This is a genomic window from Thalassoroseus sp., from assembly GCF_984380535.1.
The window spans coordinates 1-5,379 of the sequence record NZ_CFHRBF010000042.1; the positions used below are offsets into that span (position 1 = coordinate 1).

The window sequence follows — 5,379 nt, forward strand, 5'->3', positions numbered from 1 at the left end:
GCAATCCCGGTTAAACTCGAAGACGCGTGACCGTGAACCCGACCCGTTCATGCACGCGAAAGGCTCGGCAATTTGTTGCCTAGCCTTTCCGGCGGAAAACCCCTACTCAAAAAGTTGAGCAAGGTTTTCGATAGCCCTGCTCAATTAGTTGAGTAGGGTTATTCCACCCCTACGACCATACGACAAAAACGACATAATTCCCCGGTGCGGTTGCCCAGTGCGAGACTGTGCGAGAAGACTTGCATTCTGAGGGTGCGGACGTTCAAATGGGCGGTGCCGTTCACCGATGCGTCAACATCGGCGACGTTTAACCCGAACTGGTATCAGCAGTACAGGACCGGCACCATAGTGTTCTCAATCGCCCTCTGGCGGTCGAGTGCGATATGCCGCGCTCGAGACCCGCCATCGCTTCACGCCCTCTCTCGCGTTCCGCACCCCTATTACGCGATGAAAGCCGCGGTGTCGTTACCACCACGGCTTTCGTGAAACCATTCCCCTGAAAGGACGATTTCAATGCTCAAAGAGCATCCTACCCAACGTACGCGCAGTGTCAACGCAAACCGATCCGAATCGGATCATCCGGAACCGGAAAAACTCACGGACGCCGAATCCCAACGGCTCGGCGAACTCTGGGAATTTGCTTACCCCAGACTCTACGGATATGCGTTCAAGAGGCTGCGGAACCATTCGGACGCCGAAGAAACGATGCAGGATCTGGCCGTGCGGATTTCACTTCCAAGAGAGTTTCGGAGGTTCGAACAGCTGAATGCGACGAAGCAGATTCATTTCATCGCCTACTGCATGTTGAGGCTGCGAGGCCGCATCAAGGATCTTGTGACGGTTCGAAGTAATCGCCAAGCCAAGCGTACGATTTTCGAAGAAGCTCATCCTGCCAACGGTCAAGAGCCAGCCGATATGGCCGCCGATCGCGAAATCCGCCGGGCTGTTCGTCATGCATTTCTTTCGCTGCCCAAAGAGCAACGACGCGTGTTGCTCATCATTTACACGACGGCCGAATCTCTACGAGTGACCGCAAACCGATACGGCCATCATTCACGGTGGTTGACAAGAAATCGCGACAACGCGTTCCAGTCGTTACGAGAAAAACTTGCTCATCTCGACGAACCCGTTTCACAGTCCACCATGCTTGATCGGGTTCTTTGCTTACGCGATCAGGGTGTGACCCTGTCAGGAATTTCGAAGCGACTCAGGATAGATCGAGCCACGGTCCGGAACCTGATCAAGCAACAGAGTCTTCAAGAATCTGACTCCGGCGAAGTTCGCGTCGCGCTATACGTTGTCACGGACTCGAAAGGTGAGGTGTGCTGTGCTGAAACGAGCTATCGGAACGCGAAGTGTTTCCAAGGCCGCGGAGATTACTCGATCCGGCGAGTCGAAGTGCCTCTGACAGAATTCTAAAAGTTCAGTCGCAAACCGCCTTGAGAACCCCGCTCGAGGCGGTTTCTCGTTTCAAATCCGGCGAGTCAAAAAAAAACGAAAATAATTCACCTGTCCATAGTCGTCCAAGGTTGTCCGTAGTCGTCCAAAGTTATTCAAGCCCTCTTCGACCACACCGAAAACATTCGTTGCGAGTCTCCAAAACTAGTCTAACATCAGCCGAAATTCGTCGCACGGTGCATCGAATCAGAACACGCCCGATCTAAGGACTCTCTCTCATGGCCGCCACCGAAACAGAAGAACCGCAAGTCGAAGTTCAGGTTGTCGAACCTCGTTTGCTTCCCGACCACGGGGCCGCGGCGTACCTTGCGATTTCGCTTCGCAAGCTCTGGCAACTGACGAAGTGCGGGGACATTCCCTGCATCCGCATTGGTCGAGCCAAGCGCTACGATCAGCAAGAACTCGATGCTTGGATCGAGCAACAAAAGTAGAAGTAGCTGCGCATGGAAAAGCCCGCGGGTTGTATTGCTTCCCCGCGGGCTTTCACGTTCCTCAAGTCGAAAATCAACCGCCAAGCAGACACCGACATTCTCAGGAACTCACAACCATGAAGCTACCAGAACCAAATGACGATGCCAAGCCCCGTTCTAAGTTGAACGCCGCCGCCGTCCGCATGCTCCGCTCCGCGGAACGCCGCTACCGTCGCCGCACGCGATGCTTGCCGCTCCCACCGCCGCGGCCGGAACGCCTGGACGTTCTCAGTGTCGCCGATCGACTCTCTTTGATTCTCCATCATCTTCGGAAGGTCCGACACTGATGCCACCAACATTGAATGGAAGCGTTCCGCATTCACTCGACATCGAACGGGCGCTGCTCGGTTCAATGCTGCTCAACAATGACAAGGCCCATTGGGGTGTCGAGTCACTCGAACGCAGATTGTTCTACTATCCGCCGCATCAAAAGATTTTCGACGCCATCGTTGACGTTTGCCAACGCCAAGACCCGGTTGACATCATCAACGTTGCCGAGTTGTTGGATGCTCAAAGCGAACTCGACTCGATCGGCGGGCCGCCGTATCTCGCGAAGCTAGCCGAAACCGTTCCCCACGCCGCCCATGCCGAAAGCTATGCAGAACAGTTGGCGGAGATCGCCGGCCGCCGCCAGGTCCTCGAGTCGATGGCGGAATGCTATAACCGAACCAAGGACGAATCTCGACCGATCATCGAGACGACCGTACCGTTGTTCCGGCATCTGCTTTCGATGCATGCTCCGACGGGGAACGCCCGGACCGAACAAACATGGCCGGATCTATCTACGGACGCCATGCACGGCATCGCCGGCGAATTCGTGCGAGTCGTGGAACCGCACACCGAAGCCGATCCCGCCGCACTGCTGATTCAGTTTCTCGTCTGCTTTGGCAGCGTCGCCGGCCGCAACGCCTTCTATCCAGTCGAAGCCGATCGGCACTATACCAACACGTTTGCCGTGTTGGTCGGAAAATCATCGAAGGGACGCAAAGGAACCTCGATGGGCCAGGTTCTCCGCGTGTTCCGGAAAGTGGCCATTGAGTCGGTCGAGTCGTGGGTTGCCGACAACATCATTTCCGGTCTGTCGAGCGGGGAAGGGCTCATTTCGCGGGTTCGTGACAACGACGTTTTCGACAAGCGGGTTCTCGTCCAGGAAGGCGAGTTTGCATCGATCTTGCATGCGGTCCGGCGGGAAGGCAACACTCTCTCGCCGGTCATCCGCAACGCATGGGACAAGGGCGAGCTGCGGACGCTGACCAAAAACAATCCGCTGCGAGCCACCGATGCCCATGTTTCGATCATTGGCCACATCACCGCCCCTGAACTGAGACGTTATCTAACCGACGTGGAATCTGGGAACGGTTTCGCCAACCGTTTCTTGTGGGTGTGTGTGCAACGATCGAAGGAACTGCCTGACGGCGGAAGTCTGACCGATGGGGATCTGGATGGCATCGCCAAACGGCTGGCAAGTGCGATTTCGTTCGCTCAGGAACCGATTGCCTTGCGTCGTGACGACGATGCTCGCGAGCTCTGGCATCGAGTGTACGGCGAACTTTCAAGCGGCCGGCCGGGACTGTGGGGATCGGTGACAAGTCGTGGGGAGGCTCACGTTGTCCGGTTATCGTCACTCTATGCATTGCTTGATGAGTCGGACGTTATCCGGATCGAGCATCTCAAAGCCGCGTTGGCACTGTGGAGCTATTGCGACCGATCCGCGGGCTACGTGTTCGGCGAATCGCTGGGCGATCCGATCGCTGATCAAATCCTCGATGCGATCCGGGAAGCAGGCACGTTGAACAAAACGGAAATCCGTGACCTGTTCAATCGCAACCACACATCGAAGATCAAGAAGGCGATTCTCCTTCTGTTGGATCTCGGTTTGATCCGCGAAGTTTCGGTTTCCAAGGGTGGTCCAGGCCGACCGGAAACCCGTTATGTTTACATTGAACGAAGCTACGACCTTACGACATAAACGACCAAATTCGAATTATGTCGTTTTTGTCGTATGGTCGTAGGGGGTAAATTGAGGAATCAGCATGGCAAGCATCGTCGATTTGAACAAGAACGACCGCAAGACGCCGCATCGCCGCCGGATCGACATCATGGTCGGGACCGGCAAGAACCGGAAACGCGAGCACATCTATCTTGGGCGGGTGTTCGAGGATGACGCCAAAGAGATCCTGTTCTACATCAAGCGGCTGATTTCCTCGGCGAACTCCGGCCGGATGCCCGATCCGATTGTGCAACACTGGCTCGAGACGATCGACGACAAGCTGCACGAGAAACTCGTCAAGGCCGGGCTGTGCGAGTCGCGGACACCCGAACCGACCGCCCCCAAGTTGGCCGCGTGGCTGACGAAGTATTTCGATCAACGGTCGAACGAAATCGCCGCCTCGAGCGTCCAACGGCTGCGCGACACGGGCGGCCGGCTGTTGAAGTTTTTCGGCAAGTCGATGACCATCGATGCCATCACCGCGGACACCGCCGCCGATTGGCGGGCCAGCATGATGGAGAAGGTCGCCGCCGGCGAGCTGTCGGAAGCGACGGTTCGAACGCATTGCCGCAACGCGAAAACCATCTTCCGCGAAGCCGTCGACCGGGAGCTGCTTGAGAAGAATCCGTTCAAGCGGCTGAAGAGTTCGTCGCTTGCCGCCGAACTAAAAAGGTTCGTCACGATGGATGAAGCCGCGAAGATCCTCGACGCCTGCCCAACTCCCGCCTGGCGTGTGTTCTTTGCTCTGATGCGGTTCGGTGGACTGCGGGCAACGTCGGAGACGCATCGGCTGACGTGGGATGATGTGAATTGGGATAAGTACGTGATGATGGTTCCCGACCAGAAGCGAAAGCGAACGCGACTGGTCCCAATCTTCGAGGACCTGGCCCCATGGCTCGAGGCCGCCTTCGAGGACGCCGGGAAGGTTTCGGATCCGGTGGTCACGCTTTCGCAGAACAATCTCCCGCGCGACTTCAAGAAGATCCTGGGGCGAGCCGGCATCGAGCCGTGGGCCGATCTGTTCCAAACGCTCCGCGGATCGGCGGAGACTCAACATGCGATGAAGCATCCGCAGTTTGCCGTATCGGCGTGGATCGGTCACAGCATGAAGACCAGTGAACGCCACTATCTGCGGATGACCGACGAAATCATCGCCGCCGCGACCGGTCGACCGATTGGTGAACCGATGGAAAGTGCTGCGCATTTTGGAAAAAGCGCAGCAGTAGCGCAGCGAAACAGTGCGAAACAATGCGAGCCAGTGCGAGTTGAGCCGACTGGCGAACCGGATGCCGACGGTGAGCGGTTGACCGGAAACCATGAAAAAAACCAGGCGAAAACGCCTGGTTTGCGAGATGATGCGAGTCAGTGCGACACTGTGCATCAAGTGAAGGCGCAGGGACTTGAACCCTGGACCTACGGATTAAAAGTCCGTTGCTCTACCAACTGAGCTACGCCTTCGGG

Annotated in this window: 4 protein-coding genes, 1 tRNA gene and 1 pseudogene; 4 read left to right on the forward strand and 2 right to left on the reverse strand. The window is 56.6% G+C overall.

The window, feature by feature from the left end; translation table 11 throughout:
- The first annotated feature begins 513 nt into the window (after positions 1-513).
- Together AC5DDB_RS29720 and AC5DDB_RS29725 are read left to right on the forward strand one after the other, a co-directional pair.
- Positions 514-1,419, forward strand: a complete 906-nt coding sequence (locus AC5DDB_RS29720) for an RNA polymerase sigma factor (RefSeq protein ID WP_491743403.1) — start codon at positions 514-516, stop codon at positions 1,417-1,419.
- 257 nt (positions 1,420-1,676) lie between these two features.
- Positions 1,677-1,889 (forward strand): helix-turn-helix domain-containing protein, encoded by a 213-nt coding sequence (locus tag AC5DDB_RS29725; RefSeq protein ID WP_491743404.1) that lies wholly within the window; start codon positions 1,677-1,679, stop codon positions 1,887-1,889.
- Between the two features lie 122 nt (positions 1,890-2,011).
- On the opposite strand, the gene AC5DDB_RS29730 is transcribed toward AC5DDB_RS29725, so the two are convergent.
- On the reverse strand, positions 2,012-2,194 hold the full coding sequence (locus AC5DDB_RS29730) for a hypothetical protein (RefSeq protein WP_491743405.1): 183 nt from the start codon (positions 2,192-2,194) through the stop codon (positions 2,012-2,014).
- Positions 2,195-2,214: 20 nt separating this feature from the next.
- Between AC5DDB_RS29730 and AC5DDB_RS29735 the strand changes: the two genes are divergently transcribed.
- Together AC5DDB_RS29735 and AC5DDB_RS29740 are read left to right on the forward strand one after the other, a co-directional pair.
- On the forward strand, positions 2,215-3,897 hold the full coding sequence (locus AC5DDB_RS29735; protein ID WP_491743406.1) for a DnaB-like helicase N-terminal domain-containing protein: 1,683 nt from the start codon (positions 2,215-2,217) through the stop codon (positions 3,895-3,897).
- 253 nt (positions 3,898-4,150) lie between these two features.
- A pseudogene (locus AC5DDB_RS29740) lies at positions 4,151-5,002 on the forward strand (tyrosine-type recombinase/integrase); the annotation flags it as partial.
- A 301-nt stretch (positions 5,003-5,303) separates the two neighbouring features.
- Here the strand turns inward: AC5DDB_RS29740 and AC5DDB_RS29745 are convergent.
- Positions 5,304-5,376 (reverse strand) — tRNA-Lys (locus tag AC5DDB_RS29745).
- Positions 5,377-5,379: the final 3 nt, after the last annotated feature.

Excerpts from the sequence above, each read along its gene's own strand:
- AC5DDB_RS29720 (WP_491743403.1), top strand. The coding sequence starts at position 514 with ATGCTCAAAGAGCATCCTACCCAACGTACGCGCAGTGTCAACGCAAAC.
- AC5DDB_RS29725 (WP_491743404.1), top strand. The coding sequence starts at position 1,677 with ATGGCCGCCACCGAAACAGAAGAACCGCAAGTCGAAGTTCAGGTTGTC.
- AC5DDB_RS29730 (WP_491743405.1), bottom strand. The coding sequence starts at position 2,194 with ATGATGGAGAATCAAAGAGAGTCGATCGGCGACACTGAGAACGTCCAG.
- AC5DDB_RS29735 (WP_491743406.1), top strand. The coding sequence starts at position 2,215 with ATGCCACCAACATTGAATGGAAGCGTTCCGCATTCACTCGACATCGAA.